The sequence below is a fragment of the Lentzea roselyniae genome (assembly GCF_039537795.1).
GTDB lineage: Bacteria > Actinomycetota > Actinomycetes > Mycobacteriales > Pseudonocardiaceae > Lentzea > Lentzea atacamensis.
Genome location: NZ_BAABBE010000016.1, coordinates 56,735 through 80,910, shown reverse-complemented (window position 1 = coordinate 80,910; position 24,176 = coordinate 56,735). Strand labels below are relative to the sequence as shown.

Below are 24,176 nucleotides of genomic sequence, written 5' to 3'. Positions count from 1 at the left end.
TACCCGTCGCCTGCTCAGCGCTGGACCGCGGCGAAGACCGGATTCGAGTAGCACCACAGGTCTTCCCACGGGTCCGACTTGCCGGCGACGTCGATCGCCGGACCGGCCGGATCCACGTCCGCGCCGTGGTAACCGGGTGCGACGCGCTTGCCGTCGGTGCCCCTGACCCGCACGTAGAACGGTCCGTCGACGGTGATCCGGTGGACCAGCTCGACGGTGCCGGAACGTTCCCGGACGTCCCACGACCTCGCGACCTTCGTCTGCGGGGCGCGCAGCATCGACGGGTCGGTGGCGGGGCCGGTGACCGCGCCGACGATCAGGTCGACGCGCGCCAGCTTCGGCACGAAACCCGCGAAGTTCGGGCCGTCTGCCAGGTCGATCCGGACCACCACCTCGACCACGTCGCCTCGGCAGGCGCGCAGCGTGCCACCCATCGACACCCCCGGCCCGCGCGACCCGCGCGGGCGCAGCCGCACGTCGAGACCCGCCACGAGATCGCCGAAGCAGACCCACATCCGGCCGGCCCGCATCGCCCGCATCACCTCGCGGTGTCCGCGGCCGGTGACGCCGACCCAGGTCTTGTTGTAGGCGCCGGGCGGGAACGAGCTGTATTCGACGATCGGGCGGCCCGCGTTGACCGGGTCCGGGAAGCGGCCGGTGCTGGTGAACGTCCGTCCGGCGCTGTCGTACGGGATGTCGTCGTAGCCCTGCTGGTCGAGGCGGTCCACCGGGTTCTTCATCCAGTCCCCGCAGCTCTGGTGGCCGTCCGAGGTGGTGGTGATCCACCACGGTTTGCCCTCGGCGAGCAGGCTGTCCCAGAAGCCGCCCACCGTGGCGGTCGTCCAGTCGAAGCCACCCCACGTGCGGTAGCTCTCGGCCGGGTAACCGGGGAAGGAGAACTTGCCCGGTGCCGAGTCGTACAACCCGCGGCCGCGCGCCATACCCGGTGCGGGCAGGCCGGCCGCCTGATGGCCGGGCGCGCCCTCCATGCCGATCACGATGCCGGGCGCGGTGTCCCGCCAGGTGCGGGTCTCCACCGGTGAGTTGATGCCCAGCCGGGACGGGTGGTTGGGCAGCACCAGCGCGTCGGCGATCCGGCCGGTCGCCACCGCGTCCCGCAGGAACTTCAACGCCTGCACCGCGATCGCCTCGTTGGCGGGGGTGCCGTCGCGGGTGCCGTTCACCCGCGCGTCGAACCGGGTGACGAACTCCTGCAGCAGGCTGCCCTCGTTCCGTCCGGGTGCGAGCATCAGCGTGGTGTGCTCACCGGCCGGGATGTTCCACTCCAGCCCGGTGAACACCAGCACGTCCTCGTACTTCTGCCGCGCCGCCACGATGTCGGCCACCAACGGCGCGACGCTGTACTTCGCGAACGGGACGTTGCCGTGGTCGGTGATCGTCAACCAGCTCAGGCCGTGCCGCGCCGCGCGCTCGACCTGCGTCGCCACCGGGTACATGGCGTCGTTGCTGTACTGGCTGTGGATGTGGTGGTCACCGGCGAGCCACGTGTAGCCGTCGCGCTCGGCGTGCGCCCGCGCGGGGCTGCTGCCGAGCGCCGCACCGGCCACGAGCCCGGTGCCGATCAGGAACCCGCGCCGATCGGTCTGCCCCGCCATCACGCGACCCTGGTGAAGACGACGCCGAGCGAGTCGACCTCGTTGCCGGAGCGCCCGTGGAAACCGGCGATCTGGAAACCGGCGGGCGCGGTGTACGTGACCGCGTTCGGCGTCTCAGTGCCACCGGACAGCGTCCGGCCGGTGTTCGTCGTGAAGCGGGCGAAGAAGATCCTGGTGTGCCCGTTGTACTGTCCGGAGTGGAGGGTCACCGACGTCAGGTGCTCACCCGGTGACAACGTCAGCTGTTGCGCCGTTCCCCCGCCACCGCCGTGGGTGTACGCAGTGCCGTCGGCGAGCGTGATCCCGACCTGGTCGACGCGTGAGCCCGCGCGGAGGCTGACGGCGGTGACCCGCTGCGCCAGCGGAACCGTGGCGACGTCGGTGAACGGGCTGCCGTGCGGTCCGCCCCACGCGTCGCTGAGCGACAGGGCGGGGTTCAGCGTCCATCGGAAGTCCGCCGCGATCGGGTAGTGGTCGGACAGCATCTTGTTGTCGGCCGTGCGGAAGGCAGCGTTCTCGTTGCCGTAGCGGGTCAGATCCAGCGTGATGTACCTGTTCCCGCGGAAGAGGATCTTGTCGACGACCTCGCAGGCGTCGCTGACGTTCTGATCGTTGCAGCCCACCGTCGGGCTGCCGGCGGCCGGCGGCACACCGCCCCGTTCCTCCTGCACCCAGGCGTCGGTCAGCCCGTTGGCGGAGACCAGCTCCCGGATGTTGTCGCCGGTGCGGGTGTAGCGGGTGTTGGTGTCGCCGGCGACCACCACCGCGTTGCCCGCCGAGTTGGCGGTGATGAACCGGGACAGCTCGCTGATGTTGGCCCGCCTGGCGGCCAGGTCGGCCTCGTTGTCACCCGCGTTCGAGTGCACGTTGTAGAAGTCGATCAGCACGCCCTCGGCGATCCGGATCCGCGACCACGTGAACCCCTTGGGGGTCAGGCAGTCCGTGCCGTTGCACTTGTCCCACTTGTCGCGGGTGAGGTCGGAGTACGGGTGGTTGGCCAGCGTGTTGAGCCCGTCGCCGAACGGAACACCGCCGCTGGTGGGTGTGCGGAACGGGTGCGTGTTGTTGGCGTAGAGCGACGCGTGGTAGTTGAAGTCCTCCTGCACGTGCACGATGTCGTACGGCCTGATCCGCTGGCCGATGATCGGCGTGTTCGCCTGCGGATTGCCGCTGGACAGCCCTTCCGGCAGTCCGGCCACGTTGAGGCTCAGCACGGAGAACGTCCCGCTGGACGGCGGTGCGGCCGAGGCCGGGACCGCGGCCGCGGTCAGCCCGCATGTGGCCCACAAAGCAGCAACAGCAACAAATCTGGTCAACCGGACCACCTGCACGGCTCCTGACTCGAGTTCGAGCACGACGCCGCGACGTTAGAACAACACGAGAACCTTTCATATATCATGGACATGACAACACCGTGTACACAAAGCAACGAAGATCGGCGAGACGGCGCCACCGCCGATCGGTGAACTTCTTCCGATGCCTGCGAAAAGGATTCCGAGACTTCACGAACAACCGCCGACGACAGCGGTACGGCTGTTCCGGCCATCGTGTGACGGGCATGATCTGCGTTCTGTCCCCGGATGACCAGAGAGGATGGGTGCGATGTCCGCCGACCCGGCGCAGGCCACCGCCGGGACGACCAACCGCGGCACGTCCGCGACGATCGCGCCGATCATCCTGCGGTACCTCACCGCGGTCGCCGAGGAGCTCGGAGCCGAGGCGATATGACGGTGTGCCACATCCCACACTGAAGAGGGGCGAACGATGGCCGACGCGGCCACAGAGGGAACCACAGCGGCCAAACGCCGAACCGCCGAAGACCGGTCACGGCCTTCGGCGGTTCTGGTCCGCAATGGACTGATCAGGCGGTCGTACCGGTGACCGCGCTACCCGACTTGCTGATGTAGTAGTCGACCTTGGCGCCGCTCCAGTAGTGGAACGTGAGCGTCACCCGCTGGCCGTCCTTCACGTTGGTGAAGAACTCCGCCTTCAGGGCGGTCAGGCGGTCGGTGTAGTTGGGCGCGAACGCCTTGTCGAACTCCTTGAAGGCGGTCCAGTCGTGCGGCCCGGCGAAGGTGCCGTCGTCGTACTTGGCCTCCAACATGGCGAGCTGGTCGCCGCGGAAGTTCGTCGGGATCTCGAACTTGTCCGTCGTGCCCGTGACGTTGGACAGCACCGGCGTGTCGTAGGTGATGACGTAGAACCGCCACGGCACGCCCTGCGAGAAGCGGGCCGTCAGCACCGCGTTGACGCCGTACGTCCGCGAGCCGCTCAGCCTGGTCAGCGCCGCGGCGGTCAGGGTGAGCTGGTCGCCGTCGATCGTGTAGTCGCGGCCGCGAGTCAGGGCGATGTTTCCGTTGTACAGCCCCGAGAACGACGTGCCGTTGAGGTTGAGCTTGATCGTCTTCGCGCTGATCGGGCTCTGCTTCGCGTTGAACACCTGGTCGGTGTAGGCCGTGCCGGAGCGGGTGGTCCAGCTCGACTTGATGTGCGCGTAGAGCTCGGGGTCCTTCCACTGGAACATGGTGCGGTCGAAGTGCTGGCCGTTGTCCCACAGCATGGTGGTGATCTTCTTGGCACGGGCGTAGTGGCCGACGTACTCGAAGAACTTCAGCTTCTCGCCCTGCTCGACGGTGCCAGTGTGCCGGTCGAACCCGAGCAGCCCGTACTCACCGAGGATCACCGGGATTCCCCGCGCGATGAAGCTGTTGTGCACGCGGTCGAACGAGTCGGTGTCGAACTGCTGGGCGGTGGCGTCATAACGCATGCCGCCCGCGACGTTCACGCTGAAGGGCCAGTAGCCGTAGGAGTGCACGGTCGCGATCAGGTTGGGGTCGTTCAACCCGCGGATCTGCTCCACGAGCGGGTCGATGTACTGCTGTTCGGACGACGTGTGCAGGGTCGGCAGGACCAGCAGGCGGGTGGCGTTGTTGCCGCCCGATCGCCGCACGATGTCGTGGAACGAGGCGTTCAGCTCGGCGTTGAGCGCGATCTCCTGCGGCTTGCCCGTGCTCCCGGCGAACTGCGGCTCGTTCCAGCTCTCGAACGTCAGCTTGGGCCCGAACTCGGTGAAGGCACCCGCCAGCTGCGTCCACATCTTGTTGAACCTGTTGAGCACGCTGTCGTGCTCGGTCGGCATCTTCGACATCCACAGCCACGAGTCGTGATGGATGTTGAGCATGATGTACAGATCGCGTGCCAACGCCCAGCGCACGACCTCCTTGACGCGCGCGAGGTACTCCGCCTCGATCGTGCCGTCCGGGGCCAGGTGCGCGCTCCACGTGACCGGGATGCGGACGCTCTTGAAGCCCTGCGCCTTCACGTTGTCCAGCAACGCCTCCGTGACGCGCGGGTTGCCCCACGACGTCTCGTCCGGACCGGTGGCGTCGAGCGTGTTGCCGAGGTTCCACCCCGGCTGCATCGCCGCGGTGTGCTCCATCGCGGTGCGGCTCGGACCGCCGTGGACGCACGTGACACCGTTGAGCGAGAAGGCCAGCGGCGCCGTGTTGGCGTGGTCCCAGGTGCCCATGAAGCCGAACTTCACCGTGGCCTGCGAGGCGATCTTGGCGTTGTGACCGGTGTTCGTGGCGGTGACCACTCCGTCGGTCTCGGTGACCTTCGCGTTCCAGGCGTTCCCGGCCTGCTGGCCGGACGGCCACTCCCAGCTCAGCTTCCACCCGTCGACAGCGGCGCCGAGGTTGGTCACGGCCACGTCCGCCTTGAACCCGCCCTCCCACTGCCCGCTCACGGTGTAGGTGACCTTGCAACCGGCCTCCGCGGCGACGGCCTGGTTCGCCGTCGCCACCGTCAGGCTCGCGGCGACGGTCGTGACCGCGGCCACGACCGCACCGATCCGGCGGCGTGTTGTTCTACCGATTGATGTGTACATGAAGGGCCCCACAATCTCAGACGACGATGGCAGAGATGAAAAACCGCGGCCGCCGGCATGACCGCGCACAACGCGTGAGGAGAACCGGGTCGGCGAATCAGTCGCCGAGCGGTTCGTAGTCGAACCAGTCGAAGTGGACGGTGCCGGTCGCGGCGTAGACGCCGATGACGCGACCGGTGAAGCCACCGGCGACCTCCGTGGAGAGGTACCGGCCGTCGAGCGTCGCGAGCACGGTGAACGTGCCGCCGGGTTCCTCGACGCCGAGGGAGATGGTGTCCGGGCCGGAACGCGCGTCCCGCAGCTCCTTCGCCTCGTCCACCTGGACACCGAGAACCAGCGGCCCTTCCGGCGCGGGCCGGGACGCCACCACCGTCCGCAGCGGACCGATCCGGGCGAGCACCCGCACCTCTCCGGACGCCACCTCGATCTCGTAGTGGTGTTCCTCGTCGAACCGGACCGCCAGGCCACCGCTTCCCGACGACGGATCGACCAGGGTCCTGGCGCGGCACGACAGGTGCTGCTGACGCCGGCCGACGAACACGACGTCCGGATCGTCCAGACCGGACCCGCGGGCGTGCAGGGTCAGCCACCCCGCCCGATCCTTGGTCGTGCAGTGCTCCTCGGAACGGTTGCGCGTGGACACCCACTGCGGCCGCAGCTCGCTCTGGTCGAAGTCGTCCCGCACCGGCTCGGCGGGCACGGGCTGCAGCGGCCACGGGGGCGTGACCGTCAGCGGGCCGACCACCGGCCAGCCGTCGACCCAGGTCACCGGCGCCAGGAAGGTCTCACGGCCGAGCACGTGCCAGCCGGGTGTGCCGCCGCCCGGCCGCACGCCGAGCAGCACCATCCACCACGACCCGTCCGGGCCCTGCACCAGGTCGGCGTGGCCGGTGTTCTGGACGGGCTCGTAGGTGCTGCGGTGGGTCAGGATCGGGTTGGCCGGGCAGGGTTCGAACGGGCCGTCCGGCGCCGGGCCGCGGGCGACCGAGACGGCGTGGCCCCGTTCGGTGCCGCCTTCCGCGATCAGCAGGTACCAGTGCTCGCCGATCCGGTACAGGTGCGGCGCCTCCGGGGCCTTCGCCCGCGCCGTGCCCGACCAGAGCCGTTGCGACGCACCGAGGACCTCACCGGTGGCCAGGTCGATGCGGTACTGGTGCACCCCCGCCATCGTGCACCAGCAGTTGCCCTCGTCGTCCCAGGCGAGGTCCGGGTCGATGCCGTGGACGTCGGGCAACATGATCGGGTCGGACCACGGCCCCGCCGGGTCGGTGGCGGTGAAGACCATGTTGCCGCCGCCGTGGCTCACGCTCGTGACGATCAGATGGAACCGGCCGTCGTGGTGACGCAGCGTCGGCGCGTAGATTCCCGCCGACGACGGTGTTTCCGCGGTCAGCAGCAGCTGGCTCGTCCGGTCCAGCGCGTTGCCGATCTGCGTCCAGTTCACCAGGTCGCGGCTGTGGAACACCGGGATGCCGGGGAAGTACTCGAAACTGGAGCACACCAGGTAGTAGTCCTCCCCCACCCGGCACACGCTCGGGTCGGGATGCATTCCGGGGATCACCGGGGTCGTCACCGGTCAACTCCTCTGGTCGTGAGCCGGTACAGCACGGCGGAGGGCGCCGCGGGCAGCGTCACCGCGAGTTCGGCGGTGCCGGGCTGCCACTGCGCGACCGCCGCACTTGCAGCCGGGTAGAGCCGTTCCACCTCCACGTCCACACCGGACAGAACCGGCAACGGCAGGGTGGTGGTGTCCCCACCACCGGGACGGCGCCAGACGGTCAGGTAGGTCGTGGACGAAGTGCTCATGGCGAGGGCCAGCCACGGGTCGTCCCACGCGGGCAGCCCGAGTGGCCAGGCCGGTACCGCCGACGGCAGATCACCGCGGATCGCCTTGTAGACGGTCAGCGCCTCGCGGACGAGCGCACTGGCCTCCGGCGCCAGCTCGGCGATCTTCCCGGACAGGTGGATCCGGCCGAGCAGGGCGCTCGCCATGGTGAAGGCGACCTCGTCGAGCGAGTCCTCCGGCTGCGGATACGCCCACACCGCTGCCTGTTCCGGCGTCATCGTCGTCGGCGCGGAGGCCGCGATCGGTGCGTAGCGGTCGAAGTTCTGCTGGTCGCTGGTGGACTGCAGCTGCAACCGCGACAGCAACGCGTGGTCGATGCGCATCCCGCCGGAAGCGCAGTTCTCCAGCACCAGGTGCGGATGGCGGTCCAGGACGCCGTCGAGCCAGTCGAGATGCGCGCGGTTGTGCCCGAGCAGGCCGTCGGCAGGGCTCTCACCGGGACCCGCGCTGGTTCCGGAGCCGGGGTTGATGTTGTGGTCGAGCTTCAGGTAACCGACGCCCCACTCTCCGACCAGGCGATCCACCACCGCGTCCAGGTGAGCACGAGCGGCCGGGTGGCGCAGGTCCAGGTGGTGCCGGCCGCAGTCGGAGACCCGCACGCCGTCACGGCGGAAGAACGCCTCGTCCGGCAGGCTCAGCGCGAGAGGGCTGTCGACACCGATGACCTCGGGCTCCAGCCACAGACCGGGAACCATGCCGCGTTCCCGGATCCGCGTCAGCACCTCTTCGATGCCGCCGGGGAAACGGCTGCGCGACGGCTGCCACGCACCGACGGTGCCCCACCAGTTCTCGGCCTCCTCGGCGTACCAGCCGGCGTCGATGACGAAGTACTCGGCACCAGCGCCGGCGGCCGCGTCGATCAACGGCAGCAGCTTGGCCGTCGTGGGATCACCCATCAGGCAGTTCATGTAGTCGTTGAAGATGATCGGCAGGGCCTCGTGGTCGGCATGCGGCCTGCGGGTCGCGCGGCGGTAGCGGGTCAGCGCGGTGAACGCCCCGTCCGGCCCGCCGTCCGCGCTGAACGCCACCGCGACGGGCACGGTGCGGAACTCGTCACCCGGTGCCAGGACGCGGTTCCAGCCGTGGTCGAGGTCTTCCGGCCCGGACAGCGCCACGTAGGCCGTGCCGTCGAGCTCACCGCACTCCCAGCGCCAGCCACCGCCGTTGTGCTCGATCTGCCAGACCCACGCTTGGCCCGTCTCGCGGTCCGCGAGACCGCCCATCGGCAGGTGGCCGCAACTGGACCACACACCTCGTCCCGCGACGGTGAACGCACCCTTGTGCCGGGCGTCGCAGTGCCGTCCGTCCCGATCCGGTGAGGTGAGGCGCATCGGCTCAGCACGCCAGCGGCACTCCGCGATCCAGTCGTTCTCCGCCCACAGCACGTCGGCGTGGTCCGGCCGTCCCGGCGTGAGACCGCTCACCACGAGGGAGGTGACCGACTCCAGCCGCAGCGGGGCACTTCCCTCGTTGCGCACGGCGACCTCGGCGCGCACCACGGGAACGCCCTCCGGCGAACGGTAGCTCACCTCCACGGCCAGGCCGCTCTCCTGGTCGTGCAGCTCGATGACGAGGACCTGCCAGTCCTTTTCGGACAGTGTCCGGTGCGCCCGGTACCGCAGGCGCGCGCCGATCGCCGTGTCGACGAGACGGTTGCTCGACCAGGTGCGGCCGTGGTTCGCGGCCGTCACCTCGGCCAACGGCATCACCGTGCCGCGACGGCTCACCCTGCCGTCGACGAGGTCGAACTCCCAGTTCAGTTTCTCGTGGCCCCAGTGAATCGTCGTCACCGCGGCGCTTCTTCCCGCAGCACGGCGCACCCACCGGGCGCCAGTTCCCGCGCCGGTTCGCCGGTCAGCACGTCGTGGTGACTTCCAGGCAGGGAAACGGGTTCGGTGCCGTGGTTGAGCACGATGTGCCAGCAGCGACCATCCTCTGCCTGGCGCGTGACGGCTTCGGCACCGGGCGGCAGACCGGGCAGCACCGGGCCGGCGCCCGCGGAGTCCAGCAGCCGGGCGACCAGCGCCGCGTAGTCCGCGTCGTCGAGGCGGGTGGACAGGTACCAGGCCTCTCCCTCGCCGAAGCCGTACCGGGTGAGCGCCGGGGAGCCGGCGAGCGTGCCGTGCGTGTAGGCGACGACCGTTTCGGCGCCCACCGCCCGCACCGACTCGCTCCAGCCCGTGCCGTGCGAGCCGTCGGAGAGAGTGATCCGCTCATTTCGCCGCAGTGGCCGGAACTCCTCGACCCGGATGCCGAGCGCCTCCCGCAGCGGTGCGGCCGGGTAGCCGCCGAGCCGGGCGTGCATGTTCTGGTCGACCGCCCCGCCGAAGTACTGGAAGAGCAGGGTGCCGCCGCGGGCGACGTATCCGCGCAGGTTCTCCGCGGCGGCGTCGGAGAGCAGGAACAGCGCCGGGGCCACCACGAACCGGTACCGGCCGAGGTCGTCTTCCGGGTGCGCGAAGTCGGTGACCACTCCGGCGTCCCACAACGCCCGGTGGGCGTCGCGCAGTGCCGAGTGGTAGTCCAGTTCGGACGATGGCAGGCCGTCCGAGTTCAGCGCCCACCACGCGTCGGAGTCGTGCAGCACGGCCACCTCGGCCGTGACGGTCGATCCCGCCAGCTCGGCGAGGCGGCCGATGGCCGCACCGGTCTCCGTCACCTCACCGAAGACACGGCTGTCCGGACCGGCGTGCGGGACCATCGCCGAGTGCCACTGCTCGGCGCCCGCCTTGGACTGCCGCCACTGGAAGAACAGCGCGCCTTCTGAGCCGCGCGCGATGTGGCCGAGCGAGTGCCGCAGGATCTCGCCGGGTTCCTTGGCCAGCGTCCGGCCCTGGTCGTAGACGGTGCTGGTGCCCTGCTCCATCAGCAGCCACGGCCTGCCGCCCGCGTACGACCGGGCGCGGTCGGCGGCGAAGGCGACGTCCGCGGCCGCGGCCAGGCCCGGCCGGTCCGGGTAGTGGTCGATCGCGACCAGGTCGACCTCGCGGCCCAGCGCCCACAGGTCGATGTTCTGGTAGCCGGGCTGCATCATGTTGGTCGTCACGGGCCGGTCGCTGTGCGCGCGGATCGCGTCCCGCTGCTCGGAGTAGGCGGCGATCACCTCGTCGGAGAAGAACCGGCTGAAGTCCAGCGTGAGACCGGGGTTGCGGTGCCACTGCGTGGCCCGTGGCGGCAGGATCTGCTCCCAGCTGCCGTATCGCTGGCTCCAGAACGTCGTCCCCCACGCCTCGTTGAGCGCGTCCAGCGAGCCGTGCCGGGCACGCAGCCAGACCCGGAACGCGGCGGCGGTGTGCTCGCACCAGCACAAGGTGACGTACTCGTTGTGCACGTGCCACAGCGCCAGCGCCGGGTGGTCGCCATAACGTTGCGCGAGGGCCGAGGCGATCCGCCGCGCCGCCTCGCGGTAGGCCGGGGCGCTGATGCAATACGTGTCGCGGCTGCCGTGCACGAGCCTCGTGCCCTCGGGCGTGACGGGCATGGCGTCCGGGTGTGCCAGCGTGAACCACGGCGGCGGCGAGGCGGTCGGAGTGGCGAGGTCGACGTGCACACCGTTGGCGTGCAAGCGATCCAGATGCGCGTCGAGCCACGCGAAGTCGTACCGGCCCTCCTCCGGCTCCAGCAGCGCCCAGGAGAACACGCCGACGGTGGCCAGGTTGACCCCGGCCAGGCGCATCAGCTCGTCGTCCTCCTTCCACACCTGCTCGTCCCACTGCTCGGGGTTGTAGTCACCGCCGAAAGCCAGTCCGCCCAGCCGGTCTGTGATCACGGTTCCTCCCGCACGGGCAGGCTCGCGCCGTCACGCAGGAACAGCGGGATGCGGTCGATCGGGGCCGCGACGGTCACGGTCTGCCCGCCTTCGTGCTCCTCACCCGTCCAGGCGTCGGCCCACCGGGCACCGGCCGGCAGGTAGACCTCTCGCTCGCGGGCACCCGCCGCGGTGATCGGAGCGACGAGCAGGTCAGGGCCGAGCAGGAACGCGTCCTCGACCTCCCACGCCGCGGGGTCGCCGGGGAACTCCAGGAACGCCGGCCGCATCGGCGGCACACCGGTCTCGGAGGTCGTGCGCATCTGCTCCATCACGTAGGGGCGCAGGCGTTCCCGCAGCCGCAGGTGCGCGGAGAGGATCTCGTAGGCCTCCTCGCCGTAGGACCAGACCTCGTTGGCCAGGCCGGTCATCGCGGGCTCCAGCACCTGCTCGTCGCCGCGGAAACCGTGCAGGCGGAACAAGGGGCAGAAGGTGCCGTACTGGAACCAGCGCACGAGGACCTCGCGGTAGGCCGGGTCCTCGGGGTCGCCGCCGTGGAAGCCGCCGATGTCCGTCGTCCACCAGGGGATGCCCGACATCATCACGTTCAGGCCGGCCTTGATCTGGGTGCGCAGCGAGGCGAAGTCCGTGGCGATGTCACCGGACCAGAGCGCGGCTCCGTACCGTTGCGCGCCCGCCCACGACGAGCGGTTGAGCGAGATGATCTCGGTCTCCCCCGCCGCACGCAGGCCGTCGTGGATCATGCGGGCGTTCTCGCGCGGGTACATGTTGCCGACCTCCAGGCCGGGCCCCGCGTGGTAGCGCAGGCCGGTCTGGTTGCCAGGCTTGAGCTCCGGCTCACCTGCGTCCAGCCAGAACACCTTGATGCCGAGGTCGTGGTAGCCGCGCCGGATCCGGTCCCACACGTACTCGCGGGCCTCGGGGTTGGTGGCGTCGTAGAACGCGACCTGGGCGGAGTAGGCGCCGAGCCCCTTGTCCGGCCAGTCCGCGTGCGCCACCGGCCCGTAGCCGCTGCCGATGAAGAAACCCTGGTCCAGCATCGGGTGGTAGTTCTCGCTGACGGGGCTCACCGACGGCCACACCGACACCATGAGCTTGACGCCCATCTCGCCGAGCTCACGCACCATCGCCGCCGGGTCCGGCCACTCGGCCGGGTCGAACTTCCATTCGCCGAGGTGCGTCCAGTGGAAGAAGTCGCAGACGATCACGGACAACGGCAGCCCGCGCCGCTTGTACTCGCGCGCGACCTCGAGCAGCTCCTCCTGGGTGCGGTAGCGCAGCTTGCACTGCCAGAAACCCGCTGCCCACTCGGGAAGTTCCGGCGCGTGCCCTGTCGCGTCCGCGTAACCGCGCAGCACGTCGGCCGGCTCGCCCGCGCTGATCCAGTAGTCGATCTGGCGGGCGCTGTCGGCGACCCAGCGCGTGCCGGTCTCGGCCAGCTCGACCCGGCCGATGGCCGGCGAGTTCCACAGCAGGCCGTAGCCGCGGTCGGAGATCAGCAGCGGGATGGCGACCTCGGCGTTGCGCTGGACGAGGTCGATGACCGCGCCCTTCTGGTTCAGCATGCCGTGCGTGTGCTGCCCCAGTCCGTAGAGCCGTTCCCCTTGGTAGGCCCGGAAACGCTGCTCGAGCCGGTGGTGGCCGTTGCCCGTGGCGGTCGCGAGGCGCGGCCCCGGCCACCAGAAGTGGGCGGGCTGCTCGGCGAGCAGCTCGGTGCCGTCCTCGGTGCGCACGAACGTCAGGCTGCCGGCGGACGCCCCGAGCTCCGGGGTGAGCTGGCCTTCGGTGCCGGCGTCGATGCGGACGGTCAGCTTGCCGTTGACCAGCGTCGCGTGGTGCTCGGCGATCTTGATCTCGATCTCGCCGCCTGCGGGTGGTGCGTCGAGCAGCGCGCCGGGCAGGTCTTCGAGCAACGGCCCGCCGGGATTCGCTCTGACCCGGACGGCGTCCGGGCCCCACGGCTCGACGCGCAGGGTCTCGCCCTTGGCACGCCATTCGAGCGCGGTGCCGAGGTCTCGGAAGTAGGTGGGCATGCGGCCGCTCCTCGCGGTTGTCAGCGGTCGGGATGGCAAGGCTCGGGACGTCCGGGTGCGGACGCCGGAGCGGAAGGACATCGGGGCGAGCGATGCCGAAGAAGCTCTGGGTCAGGGCTGGGAGCCGGGGCGCGGCGCGGGCCCGGTGCTGTCGCGGACGGTCAGCTCAGGGGTCAGCAGGACCGTCTCGTCCACCGGCCGCTGCCGGTTTCCGGCCGCCGTGACACGCCGCATGATCTGCTCGACGGCGACGCGGCCGAGCTCCTGCGCCGAGCCCGTCACCGAGGTGAGCCGGGGCGCGAACTGCTCGGCGAGCTGCGCCTGGCAGAGCGCGATCACCGACGCGTCCTCCGGCACGGTCCGCCCGCTGGAACGCAGCAGCGTGAGCAGCGGGCCGATCGCGCCCTCGTTCTGCACGACGAACCCGGTGGTGTCCGGCCGGTCGGCGAGGATGCGGGCGAGAGTCCCCGCCGTGCTCTCGTAAGTGCCGTCGCACGGTCTGTGCACGAACCTCAGACCGCGCTGCGCCGCCCGTTCGCCGAAACCGGTGAGCGTGCGTTCGGCGTAGCCCGCGTGCCGGGTGTAGACACCGGTGCCGTAGCCGATGAACGCGACCTCGCGGTGGCCGAGATCGACCAGGTGGTCCGCGCAGAGCGCGCCGGCCGCCGCGAAGTCGTGGTCCACGCAGGACAGTCCGGCCGGGTCGTCCGGCAGGCCGATGAGCGCGGCCTGGGTGCCGTTCGACTGCAGCACCGGAATGCGCTCGTCGTCGAGCTCGACGTCCATGAGGATCACGCCGTCGGCCAGGCCGCTGGCACCGATCCGGCGCACCCCGTCCGGACCCTCGTCGTTGGTGATCAGCAGGACGTCGTAGCCGTGCTGCCGGGCGGCCATCGTGACCGCGATGGCGATCTCCATCATCACCGGCACGTACACGTCGGTGCGCAACGGCACCATCAGGGCGATGATGTGCGATCGCCGCGCGGCCAGGGCTCGCGCGCCGGCGTTGGGGTGGTAGCCGAGCTCCTGCACGGAGCTCTGCACCCGGCGCCGCGTCTCCTCGGAGATCGCGCGCTTGCCGCTCAGCACGTAACTGACCGTGCTGGACGACACGCCCGCGTGCCTGGCCACATCGGCAATGGTCACCATGAAGTTCAGCCCTTGATAGCGCCGGTCAGGACGCCCGTGCGGAAGTGCTTCTGCACGAACGGATAAACGATGAGCAGTGGAACCAGCGTCAGCACCACCACGGCCATCTGCAGCGACAGCGGCGCTGTCTGCGAGAAGGCCGTCCCGAAGCCGGAGTTGATCGAGCCCGGCATGCCGTTGCCCCGGTTGACGTAGGTCAGCAGCACGTACTGCAGCGGCCACTTCTCACTGTCGGTCGGCATGTACAACATGACGTTGAAGAACGCGTTCCAGTACCCCACGCCGTAGAAGAGCGCGATCACGGCGGTGACCGCGCGCGAGGTCGGCATGACGATGGACCACAGGATCCGCCAGTCCCCCGCGCCGTCGATCCGCGCGGCCTCGATGAGGTCGGTGGAGGTGCTCGAGTAGAAGGCGCGCAGGACCAGGATGTTGAAGACGGAGATCGCGCTCGGCAGGATCAGCGACCACCACGCGCCGTAGCCGCCCAGCCCTGTGACGACCAGGAAGGTCGGGATCAGGCCGCCGTTGACGAACATGGTGATGATCAACAGGGTCAGCAGGAAGCGGTGCGCGAACGAGCGCGAACGGGACAGCCCGTAGGCGCACATGATCGAGACCGCCATCGACACGAGGGTGCCGACCGCGGTGATGCCGAGGCTCACCAGCAGCGCGTTGCGCACGGTCACGTCTTCGAGCATCACCCTGTAGGCCTCGAAGGTGATGCCGTCCGGCCAGATCACGAGGCCGCCCGCGCGGGTGACAGCGGCCTGGGTCGACAGGCTGGTCACGACGACGATCCACAGCGGCACCACCATGATCAGCAGCACCACGCCCAGGGTCAGCCCCTTGGCGGCCTGGCCGACGGGTGTCGGAGGTTCCTCCCACGGCGCGCGATCGTTCGGCTTCCTGCGGCGAGTCGCCGGTTTCGGCGCGTCCGCGTCCGCGTTCGCGCTCGTGCGTTCGATCGTGAGTGTGTTGGTCATTTCCTGTACAACCCGTCCTCGCCGAAGGCGTGCGCCAGCTTGTTCGCACCCCAGATGAGCAGCAGGGAGATGACGCTCTTGAACAGACCTGCCGCCGCGCCGTAGCTGTAGTCGCCGGTGGCGATGCCGTAGTAGAACGAGAAGGTGTCCAGCACGTCCGCCGCGTCGTGACCGACGGCGTTGCGCTGGATCAGGAACTGCTCGAAGCCGACCGACAGCGCGTTGCCCAGGCGCAGCACCAGCAGCAGCACGATCACGCCGCGCAGACCCGGCAGCGTGATGTGCCACAGCCGCCGCCACGGTCCGGCGCCGTCCGCCGCGGCCGCCTCGTAGAGGTCGGTGTTGATCGCGGCGAGCGCGGCCAGGAAGACGATGATCCCCCACCCCGCCTCCTTCCAGATCACCTGTGCGGTGACCAGGAGGGCGAAGGTGTCCGGGTTCGTCATGATGTCCCAGGTGCCGATGTCGTTGTTGCGCAGGAAGTGGTTGAGCGCTCCCGCACCGCCGAGCATCTGCTGGAAGATCGTGATGGCCAGCACCCACGAGAAGAAGTGCGGCAGGTAGACGACGGACTGGATGAAGTTGCGGATCCGTTGGCTGAGCACCGAGTTGAGCAGCAGCGCCAGCGCGATCGGGATCGGGAAGAACAGGATCAGCTGGACGAAGCTGAGGTAGAGCGTGTTCCGCACCGCTCCCCAGAACAGCGGGTCGCCGAAGAGCCGCTCGAACTGGTCGAAGCCCGCCAGCGGGCTGTTCCAGACCCCGACCAGCGGGTCGTACTCCTGAAAGGCGGTGATCAGCCCGAACAGCGGCGCGTAGTTGAAGACCAGCAGCAGGACGACGGCGGGCAGCGTCATCAGGATCAGCGACCGGTCGCGCCGCAGCCTGATGCGCCAGTTCAGCCTCACCGGTCGTCCCGCTTGGCGCGTTGGTGCGGTGGTCACTGCCCGGTGCCGTGCTTCTCGAGGACGTTCTCGGTCGTCCACTGGATCAGCTTGTCCCCGCCACCGCTGGTCTTCCACGCCGCGACGGCGTCCCTCACGTCGGACACCTTCTTCTTGCCGTGGATGCAGTCCTTCATGGTGTCCTCGACGGACTGCGCGGCGTCGGCCGTGGCCTGTGCCTGCGGCATGCTGATGTTCATGTTCCAGAACACCGGCTTGGCGAGCGCCTTGACGTTGGCCGCCTGCCAGCCGGTGTAGTCCCTGGTGACCTGCGGGTTGCCGGGGCTGCTGACCGCGGAGGCCGGTGTGGCGAGGAACGGGTAGGTCTGCGCCTGGACCTCCTTCTTGCCCGCGTCCGTGTGCGTCGGCTCGTCGTTGACCATGGTGAAGTGCTGGCCCTCGACGCCGTAGTTGATCATCGTGTACTCGGCGGATCCGAACGGCGCGGCGAGGTAGTTCGCGACGGACAGCAGCTCTTCGATCTGCTCCGGCTTCAGGTTGACGTTGAGGTAGCTCATGAGGCTGGAGCCGGCGCCCATGTCGATCCGCGGCGCGCTCTTGCCGTCGGCGGCGAAGATGTTGAACGCCCCGCGCCGGTAGTTCGGGTTGGCGGCCGCACCGGACTGGGCGTCGGAGAGGTTCCACGCTCCCGTACCGCCACTGGAGATCAACGTCTTTCCGCCGTAGAAGCGGGTGTTGCCGTTGGCGTTGTCGCCAGCCAGCGCGTCGGGGTGCACGTACCCGGCGGTCGCGAGCCGGTGGTTCCAGTCGAGCGCCGCGTAGAACTCCTCGGTCTCGTACAGGTGGACCAGCTTTCCGTTGTCCACCTTCCACTTCAGCGGCGCACCGAAGGCGGTGTAGATGTAGCGGTAGACGTCGTCGAAGGCCCACACGCCGTTCTTGGCGTCGGTCAGCTCCTTGCCGAGGTTCATCAGGTCGTCAGCGGACTTCACCTGGTCGGGGCTGATGCCCTTGGCCTCGAAGATGTCCCGCCGGTAGTAGATGATGCCCGCGACCTGGAACCCGGAGGAGAAGGACGGGATGCCGTACAGCTTGTCGCCCCAGACGCCGGTCCGCCACGCCGCGGTGGGGATGGCCGCGAGGTTGGGGTACTTCTTGACGTTGTCGCCGGACAGGTAGGGCGTCAGGTCCGCGAGCTGCGTCCCGGCCAGCCCGCCGGTGTTGAACTGCGAGTTCCACCAGGTCGGCAGCTGGATCCAGTCCGGGAGCCGCTTGGCGGCCGTCATCGTCGGGATGATCGTGTTGTAGTTGTTGCCGTCGGCCGGCTTCATCTGGAGCTCGACGCCGAGCGCGGAGTTCATCGCCTGGTAGAACGAGTTGTCGGCCGGCGGAATGGTGCCCCACAGCGGCGTGACGGTGGAGTACTTGCCGCCCTTGCCCGGCACACCCGACACGGTGGCGATCCGGTCTGCGGGGTACTTGAGGAAGCCGGGGTTGGTCAGGGCGTCGGGGCCACCGGCCACCGAGGGGATGTCCGGCTTGATCGACGTGTTCGGGACGTAGGCCGGCAGTGCGGCCTTGAGGCCCGCCTCGGAGTTCACGCCGGCCCGCTGCGCACCTCCCCCGCCGCAGGCGGACAGCAGCGGTCCCATCGCGACAAGTCCTGCGGCCGAGACGGCGGCGTTCAGGAAGCTTCTGCGGTTCAACTCGTTGCCCATGGCGGAACCGATCCTTCATCGTCGAAGTGTCGAAGCGCTTAAACAGATGTCGGGCACAGTAGTGACGCAACTCGCATGAAACAAGACCGTTGACAGCAGAAACCTAAGCGTGCCACCGTCGAAACGCTTCGCCGCTAGCTCCGACCTGAGGGGTTACCACGTGGTTTCCGAGTCCATGTCCGCCGTCGATCGGCTGCCTTTCCGCGATCCAGCGCTGCCGTTGCGGAAGCGCATCGACGATCTGATCGAGCGGTTGACGCTCGACGAGCGGCTGGCGATGCTGCACCAGTACTCGCCGGCCGTGCCCCGGCTGGGCGTCGCCGCGTTCCGGACCGGGACCGAGGCGCTGCACGGCGTCGCCTGGCTCGGCGAGGCCACCGTGTTCCCGCAGGCCGTCGGGCTGGGGGCGACGTGGGACGAGGAGCTGGTGCGCCGCGTCGCCGAGGCCACCTCGGTCGAGCTGCGCGCGTTCCACTACCACCGCCCGACCGCCATCGGCACGGGCACCAACAGCCTGCAGGCGTGGGCGCCGGTGCTGAACCTGCTGCGCGACCCGCGCTGGGGCCGCAACGAGGAGGGCTACTCAGAGGACCCGCTGCACACCGCGCGCCTCGGAGTGGCGTTCTGCCGCGGTCTCGTGGGTGAGCACCACCGGTTCCTGCGCGCGGCCCCCGTGCTCAAGCACTTCCTCGCCTACAACAACGAGGACGACCGCTGCGTCACCTCATCTGGCCTGCGCCCACGCGTGCTTCAGGAGTACGACCTCGCCGCCTTCCGGCCCGTGGTCGAGTCGGGCACCGCCACCGGCGCCATGGCCGGCTACAACCTGGTCAACGGCCGCCCGTGCCACGTGAGCCCGCTCATCGAGACGGAGCTGCGCCGCTGGGCAGAGGTGACCGGCCACGAGCTGTTCGTGGTCAGCGACGCCGAGGCGCCGTCCAACCTGGTCGACCCGGAGCACTACTTCGACGACCACGCCGAGTCCCACGCCGCCGCGCTCAAGGCGGGCATCGACAGCTTCACCGACCACGGTCAGGACAGCGACACCCCGGTCGGCCGCCTGCGTGAGGCGCTGGACCGCGGCCTGATCGACTCGTCCGATGTGGACCGTGCGGTCCGCCGGCAGCTCGCGCTGCGCTTCCGGCTCGGCGAGTTCGACCCCGAACTCGACCCCTACGCCGCCATCGGCCCGGAGGTCATCGACTGCGCCGAGCACCGCGCCCTCGCGCTGCAGTCCGCGACCGAGTCGGTGGTGCTGCTGCGCAACGAGGGTCTGCTGCCGCTCGACGCCAGCGGCGCGCTGCGGGTCGCGGTCATCGGCCCGCTCGCCGACACGCTGTGCGAGGACTGGTACAGCGGCACGCTGCCGTACCAGGTCACGGTCGCCGACGGCATCAGGTCGGTGATCCAGGGGCAGGACGGCGAGGTGCTCGTCGCGGACGGCTCCGACCGGGTGGCCCTGCGCTCGCGCACCAGCGGCGAGCTGCTCGGCAAGACCCCGTTCGACGTCGACGACTGGGGAGACGGGGTGCTGACGCTGCGGTCCGCGGAGACCGGGCGCTACCTCCGGCTCGACCACGAGGACGACTCGCTGGTGGCGGACCAGGTGCAGATCAAGAGCTGGGACGTCCGCGAGACGTTCCGCCTGGTGCCCGAGGGCGACTTCGTGTTGTTCCAGAACGTGCTGTCGGGCCGCTACGCCACCGTCGACCCCGTCGACGGCCGGGTGAGCGTCACCGCCGAGACGCCGGAGGCCGCCGAGCGCTGGGAACGCGAACTGCTGCGGGACGGCACCGCGGAAGCACTGGCCGCCGCCGCCTCGGCGGACGTCGCGGTCGTCGTCCTCGGCAACCACCCCCTGATCCACGGCCGCGAGACCGAGGACCGCGCGGGCATCGCACTGCCCGACGCCCAGGAGTCGCTGCTGCGCGCCGTGGCGAACGTCCGCAAGGACACCGCGCTGGTCGTGATGAGCAGCTACCCCTACGCCCTGGACTGGGCCGACGAGCACCTGCCCGCCGTGGTGTGGACCTCCCACGGCGGGCAGGAGACAGGCAGGGCGGTCGCGGCCGTCCTGCTCGGCGAGGCGGAGCCGTCCGGAAGGCTGCCGCAGACGTGGTACCGCGGCGACGACGAGCTGCCGCACCCCCTCGACTACGACATCATCAAGGCGGGCTGGACGTACCAGTACCACCGGCCCGCGCCGCTGTACCCGTTCGGCCACGGCCTGTCCTACACCGAGTTCGCCCACCGCGACCTCATCCTGTCCGCGGCCACCGTCACCCCGGGCAGCGCGGTCGACGTCTCGGTGACCCTGACCAACACGGGCGCTCGCAGCGGCAGCGAGGTCGTCCAGCTCTACGTCCGCGCGCTCGACGCCCGCTACGAGGCACCACAGCTGCGGCTGGCCGACTTCCGCAAGGTCAGGCTCGCCGCCGGGGAGAGCCACGTGCTGAGCTTCCGCCTCTCCACCGACCAGCTGGCCCACTGGGACGTGGCGACCGGCGCCTTCACCGTCGACCCCGGCGACTACGAGGTGATCGTCGCCCGCTCCGCCACCGACCTCGTGCTCACCGCACCGCTGACGGTGGCGGGCCCGGCCCCGGCACCGCGCGCCGGCGTCGACCGCCGCCTGCTCGCCGTCGACTTCGACGACCACGAGGGCACCACGATCGTCGACGCCACCCGCGTGACCGGCGACGCGATCACCCCCACCGACCCCGCCCAGCCGGCGACGCTGCTGTTCCGCTCGGTCGACCTGTCCGGTGCGGTCGGGGTCGAGGCCGAACTCGCCTGCGATGGTTCCGACGCGCGCGTGGCCTTCTGGACCGGTGAGGAGTTGCTGGCTGAGATCGCGGTCCCGGTCACCGGCGACCGCTACACGTGGACGACCGCGTCGGCGGCGCTGGCGGCACCGGTGGCCGGGGTCCACGACCTGCGGGTGACGCTGCACGGCGAGTTCCGCATGACCGCCTTCCGCTTCTCCTCGGGCGGCTGAGACCGGTGGCCCGCCTTCCGGCGGTGGCGGGCCACCACCCTTTTCCAGGCGGCTGCGCGCCTGGGCCGGAACGGTGGCCCGTCCTGTGGCGGGAGGCGGGCCACCACCCTCACCCCGAGCCGATACGCACCTGGTCCACGCCCTCCCCACGCCGCTGCACCTGAACCAGATCAGTGACCCTGTTGCGGGAGACCCGCCCACCAGGCCGCTGCACACACGGACCAGACCGGTGTTCTGTCCTACGAGCCGGCCGTGCACCGGACCAGACCGGTGGCCCGTCCCTGCGGCGGGAGCCCTTCCGCAGGCCGGTCGCCCGCCCTGTAGCGGGAGACGGCCCACCACGCCGCTGCACGCCCGCACCAGACCGGTGGCCCGTCCCTGCGGCGGGAGGCGGGCCACCCCCTTTCTCACACCCCGAACCTCGCGAAGGAGCCTCGATGCCGCTGACCGACGGCACCCACGCCGAGCTCACCAACTTCCGCCCGGAAATGCCGGCACCACAGGACTTCGACGCGTTCTGGGACCAGACCCTCACCGAGGCACGCGCCCTCGGCGGCGCCGTGAAAACCGACCGCGTCACCGAGCAGCACCTGCTGCGCACGGTCGAGGTGGACGACGTCCGCTTCCCCGGCTGGAACGGCGAACCGGTGGCGGCGTGGCTGCTGCGGCCGCGCGACGCCGAGGGTCCGCTGCCCGTCGTCGTCACGTACATCGGCTACACCGGCGGGCGCGGCCTGCCCACCGACCACCTGTTCTGGTCCGCCGCCGGGTACGCGCAGCTCGTCGTCGACAGCCGCGGCCAGGGGCACGACACGCCGGACCAGGACGCGGGCGGCGGTCCGCAGTGGGCCAAGGGTTTCATGACCCGCGGCATCGACTCGCCCGAGAACTACTACTACCGGCGCCTCATCACCGACTGCGTCCGCGCGGTGGACGCGGTCGGCGAACTGCCCGGCCTGGACCCGGAACGGGTGATCGTCGCGGGCGGCAGCCAGGGCGGTGGGCTGACGATCGCGGTCGCCGGGCTCACCGAGGTTGCGGCGGCGCTGCCGGACGTGCCGTTCCTGTGCCACTTCCGGCGGGCGGCGGAGGTGTGCGGGGAAGGGCCGTACGTCGAGCTCGCGGAGTACCTGCGCTGGCACAGCAGGCACGGTGTGGAACCGGCTTTCGCCACGCTGTCCTACTTCGACGGTGTCCACTTCGCACAGCGGGCCACCGCACCCGCGTTGTTCAGCGTCGGGTTGATGGACCCCATCTGCCCGCCGTCCACTGTGTACGCCGCGTTCAACCACTACGCGGGCGAGGACCGGACGATGACCGTGTGGCCGTTCGCCGATCACGGTGGCGGGCACGGGTCGAACTCGGTCGCGCAGCTGGCGTGGCTGCGCGACCGGGGCCTGGTGCCAACCACGTGAGCCGCTGAGCGGGGTGCCGCAGGAGCGTCAGATGAGCAGCAGCGACTTGCCGATCGTGGCGCGCTGCTCCAGCGACCTGTGCGCCTCCGAGGCCTGTGCCAACGGGAACGTTGCGCCGATGACCGGGCGGATCCGGCCCTGCGCGGTGAGGGTGAGCGCCTCCGTGAGGAGTTCGCGCACGGTCACCGGGTCGGGAGGCCCGGCCGCCAGCGCGTTGTGCACGTGCACCTGCCGCTGCTCCGCCAGCTCCGGGTCGATGTCGGCGAAGCCTTCCGCGGAGCCGTAGGTGACGAAGCGGCCGCCAGGGGCGACGGTCTCGAACACGGCCCGGCCGAGCGGTCCCCCGGCGCCGTCGAAGGCGAGATCGACACCGGCTCCGCCGACCGCCTCCCGGACCTGCTGCTGCCAGCCGGCGACCGAGTAGTCGACGGTCACCTCCGCGCCCAGTTCGCGGGCCAGCGCGAGCTTCGCCTCACCACGAGCCGCGGCGACCACCCGTGCGCCGGCGTCGCGCGCCAGTTGCACCAGCAGCGATCCCGCGCCACCCGCGGCTGCCGCGACCAGCACCCACTCCCCCTGCGCGATCTTCGCGTCGCGGGCGAGGGTCAGCGCGGTGACGCCGTCGTGCACCACGTCCGCGGCCTCCGCCGAGCCCACGCCCTCCGGCACCGCGACGATCTCACCGGCGGAGAAGGCGAGCCGTTCCGCGTAACCCTCGGACCCGCGGGCGGCGACGTGCCGGCCGAGCCAGGCCGGGTCCACGCCCTCCCCGACCGAGAGCACCGTCCCCGCGCCGCCTCCGCCCGGCACGTACGGCGGGTTCAGCGGGAAGAACTCGCCGCCCCACCCGCTCCGCAGCAGCGTGTCGAGGAAGATCACGTCGGCGGCGTCCAGGCCGACCACGACCTGTCCAGGACCGGCGACCGGGTCCGGAACCTCCTCCGCTACCAGCACCTCGGGTCCACCGAACTCGTGCACACGGACAGCACGCACCACAACCACATCCCCGTCTCGATCACCTTGACGGGGACCACGCTAAGAGCTCCACCAAAGTGGAGATCAAGACCTGGTTCTACGAGCCGATGAACTCGCGGATCGACGACCGCGGATCACCCGAGCGCACCAGCGCCTCTCCCACCAGCACGACGTCCGCGCCCCAGCGGCGGTACTCGGCGACGTCCTCAGGGCCTGCCACCCCGGACTCCGCGATGCGCACGGAGCTCTCCGGCAGGTGCGGCGCCAGCTTCTGGAAGACCGCCCGGTCGACCTCCAGCGTGGTCAGGTCGCGGGCGTTGATCCCGATGACCTCGGCACCCAGCTCGGCCGCACGAGCGATCTCGTCCTCGGTGTGCGTCTCGACGAGCGGCGTCAGCCCGAGCTCGAGCGCGAGCCCGTGCAGCTCGTCCAGCAACCCGCCCGGCAGCGAGACGACCATCAACAACGCCAGGTCCGCGCCCCACGCCCGCGCCTCCCACAGCTGGTACGGCGTGACGATGAAGTCCTTGCGCAGCACCGGAACGTCCACTTCCGCGCGGACCGCGGCCAGGTCCTGCAGCGAACCGCCGAACCGGCGCTGCTCGGTGAGGACGCTGATCGCCGCCGCACCGCCCGCCGCGTAGGCCGCGGCCAGCGCCGCCGGGTCCGGGATCGCGGCGAGCTCGCCCTTGCTCGGGCTCTTCCGCTTGACTTCGGCGATGATCGACACGCCCGGCGCGCGGAAGCCCGGCAGCGGGTCCAGCGGGGGCGGCGCGTCCGACACGCGTGCCTTCAGTTCGGCGAGCGAAACCTCGCTCTGCCGTTGTGCCAGGTCCTCCCGGACTCCCGCCAGGATCCCGTCCAGCACCGTCACTGT

General features: G+C 70.2%; 16 protein-coding genes. 3 read left to right on the top strand and 13 right to left on the bottom strand.

Translation table 11 applies throughout. The features are described from left to right. Positions 1–14: 14 nt before the first annotated feature. Entirely contained in the window at positions 15–1,616 is a 1,602-nt protein-coding gene (locus tag ABFX45_RS27360) for a PHP domain-containing protein (RefSeq protein ID WP_346132842.1), read from the bottom strand. Beyond that, positions 1,616–2,932 carry a jacalin-like lectin gene (locus ABFX45_RS27355; protein WP_346132839.1) on the bottom strand — a complete coding sequence of 439 codons (1,317 nt, stop codon included), beginning with the start codon at positions 2,930–2,932 and terminating at the stop codon, positions 1,616–1,618. Before ABFX45_RS27355 ends, ABFX45_RS27360 begins: the two co-directional genes overlap by 1 nt. Positions 2,933–3,218: 286 nt before the next feature. On the opposite strand from ABFX45_RS27355, the gene ABFX45_RS27350 reads away from it, so the two are divergent. Next, positions 3,219–3,344: a hypothetical protein gene (locus tag ABFX45_RS27350; RefSeq protein ID WP_346132837.1), complete on the top strand. Its 126-nt coding sequence runs from the start codon at positions 3,219–3,221 to the stop codon at positions 3,342–3,344. Between the two features lie 133 nt (positions 3,345–3,477). On the opposite strand, the gene ABFX45_RS27345 is transcribed toward ABFX45_RS27350, so the two are convergent. From ABFX45_RS27345 to ABFX45_RS27305, 9 genes are all read right to left on the bottom strand, one after another. Next, a complete protein-coding gene (locus ABFX45_RS27345; RefSeq protein ID WP_233439702.1) occupies positions 3,478–5,457 on the bottom strand; it encodes a cellulase family glycosylhydrolase in 1,980 nt (659 codons plus the stop codon). A 145-nt stretch (positions 5,458–5,602) separates the two neighbouring features. Continuing rightward, entirely contained in the window at positions 5,603–7,078 is a 1,476-nt protein-coding gene (locus tag ABFX45_RS27340; protein ID WP_346132834.1) for a glycoside hydrolase family 43 protein, read from the bottom strand. Beyond that, positions 7,075–9,141, bottom strand: coding sequence for an alpha-galactosidase (locus ABFX45_RS27335; RefSeq protein WP_346132831.1), 2,067 nt, complete (start codon positions 9,139–9,141; stop codon positions 7,075–7,077). The genes ABFX45_RS27340 and ABFX45_RS27335 overlap by 4 nt, the downstream gene beginning before the upstream one ends. Further along, the gene (locus ABFX45_RS27330; RefSeq protein ID WP_109638177.1) at positions 9,138–11,120 is read right to left on the bottom strand and encodes a beta-galactosidase; all 1,983 of its coding nucleotides are present in this window, start codon (positions 11,118–11,120) and stop codon (positions 9,138–9,140) included. The genes ABFX45_RS27335 and ABFX45_RS27330 overlap by 4 nt, the downstream gene beginning before the upstream one ends. Further along, the gene (locus ABFX45_RS27325; protein ID WP_346132828.1) at positions 11,117–13,153 is read right to left on the bottom strand and encodes a glycoside hydrolase family 31 protein; all 2,037 of its coding nucleotides are present in this window, start codon (positions 13,151–13,153) and stop codon (positions 11,117–11,119) included. Before ABFX45_RS27325 ends, ABFX45_RS27330 begins: the two co-directional genes overlap by 4 nt. A gap of 111 nt (positions 13,154–13,264) precedes the next feature. Next, complete coding sequence (locus ABFX45_RS27320; RefSeq protein ID WP_109638175.1) at positions 13,265–14,302, bottom strand: LacI family DNA-binding transcriptional regulator; 1,038 nt, start codon at positions 14,300–14,302, stop codon at positions 13,265–13,267. Between the two features lie 5 nt (positions 14,303–14,307). Further along, positions 14,308–15,288 (bottom strand): carbohydrate ABC transporter permease, encoded by a 981-nt coding sequence (locus ABFX45_RS27315; protein ID WP_109638174.1) that lies wholly within the window; start codon positions 15,286–15,288, stop codon positions 14,308–14,310. After that, complete coding sequence (locus tag ABFX45_RS27310; RefSeq protein WP_233439693.1) at positions 15,285–16,196, bottom strand: ABC transporter permease; 912 nt, start codon at positions 16,194–16,196, stop codon at positions 15,285–15,287. The genes ABFX45_RS27315 and ABFX45_RS27310 overlap by 4 nt, the downstream gene beginning before the upstream one ends. 32 nt (positions 16,197–16,228) lie before the next feature. Beyond that, positions 16,229–17,911, bottom strand: a complete 1,683-nt coding sequence (locus ABFX45_RS27305; protein ID WP_346132824.1) for an ABC transporter substrate-binding protein — start codon at positions 17,909–17,911, stop codon at positions 16,229–16,231. Between the two features lie 160 nt (positions 17,912–18,071). Here ABFX45_RS27305 and ABFX45_RS27300 point away from each other — a divergent pair, with 160 nt between their 5' ends. Beyond that, positions 18,072–20,909, top strand: coding sequence for a glycoside hydrolase family 3 C-terminal domain-containing protein (locus ABFX45_RS27300; protein WP_346132822.1), 2,838 nt, complete (start codon positions 18,072–18,074; stop codon positions 20,907–20,909). A gap of 437 nt (positions 20,910–21,346) precedes the next feature. Beyond that, a complete protein-coding gene (locus tag ABFX45_RS27295; protein WP_346132820.1) occupies positions 21,347–22,324 on the top strand; it encodes an acetylxylan esterase in 978 nt (325 codons plus the stop codon). Between the two features lie 27 nt (positions 22,325–22,351). On the opposite strand, the gene ABFX45_RS27290 is transcribed toward ABFX45_RS27295, so the two are convergent. Then, entirely contained in the window at positions 22,352–23,317 is a 966-nt protein-coding gene (locus ABFX45_RS27290) for a zinc-binding dehydrogenase (protein ID WP_346132818.1), read from the bottom strand. A gap of 79 nt (positions 23,318–23,396) precedes the next feature. Then, positions 23,397–24,173 carry an indole-3-glycerol phosphate synthase TrpC gene (gene trpC / locus ABFX45_RS27285; RefSeq protein ID WP_346132997.1) on the bottom strand — a complete coding sequence of 259 codons (777 nt, stop codon included), beginning with the start codon at positions 24,171–24,173 and terminating at the stop codon, positions 23,397–23,399. Positions 24,174–24,176: the final 3 nt, after the last annotated feature.